Origin of the sequence: Vibrio sp. R-1 (genome assembly GCF_035615595.1) — a bacterium.
In the GTDB taxonomy this organism is placed as follows: Bacteria; Pseudomonadota; Gammaproteobacteria; order Enterobacterales; family Vibrionaceae; genus Vibrio; species Vibrio cholerae.
The window spans coordinates 1-499 of record NZ_WPDC01000303.1; the positions used below are offsets into that span (position 1 = coordinate 1).

Genomic DNA, 499 nt, shown 5'->3' on the forward strand with positions numbered 1-499 from the left:
CCCTTAGGCGGGCGTTAGGGCAAGTGAGGTAAATATGGGAAATTGGCAAGAAATTTTAAATTTGACGGGGTCCATTCTCGGAGTTATTAGTTTTGGGCTTACAGTGTTTGGGACTTGGGGAAAGCTAAAGGGAGTCACCAAATCATTATCAAATAAGGCTAACAATTGGTCGCTAAACAACCGACGTAAACGACTAGATGAAATAGTGAAATTTCAAAATGGGAATTATTTATTCGCGTATGTTGCACAAAAGTTGATATTAATTGTTCTGGTTTTGTTCTTCGTTCAAGTCATTGGTATAAAAATGGCGGGCAAAGTCGATTTGACAAATATTGATCATATTTTGGGAGCTATTGCATGTTGGCTTATCGGGAACTTATCAGGAAATGCATTTCGGGCGTGCAAAAATGTTATTAATGCAGACAAAATAATTCCGAAACTGGAAAAAGAAATAGAAAAACTAGAACAGAGCGCATTAAGGCCCTAACAAACGCCTCAA

1 protein-coding gene is annotated in these 499 nt (G+C 38.1%); it reads left to right on the plus strand.

From position 1 onward, the window contains the following. Positions 1-34 precede the first annotated feature (34 nt). Positions 35-487, plus strand: coding sequence for a hypothetical protein (locus GOU96_RS18240; RefSeq protein ID WP_324702118.1), 453 nt, complete (start codon positions 35-37; stop codon positions 485-487). Positions 488-499: the final 12 nt, after the last annotated feature.

Bases quoted from the DNA above. Each gene is read 5' to 3' on its own strand.
- GOU96_RS18240 (WP_324702118.1), top strand. From the start codon at position 35: ATGGGAAATTGGCAAGAAATTTTAAATTTGACGGGGTCCATTCTCGGA.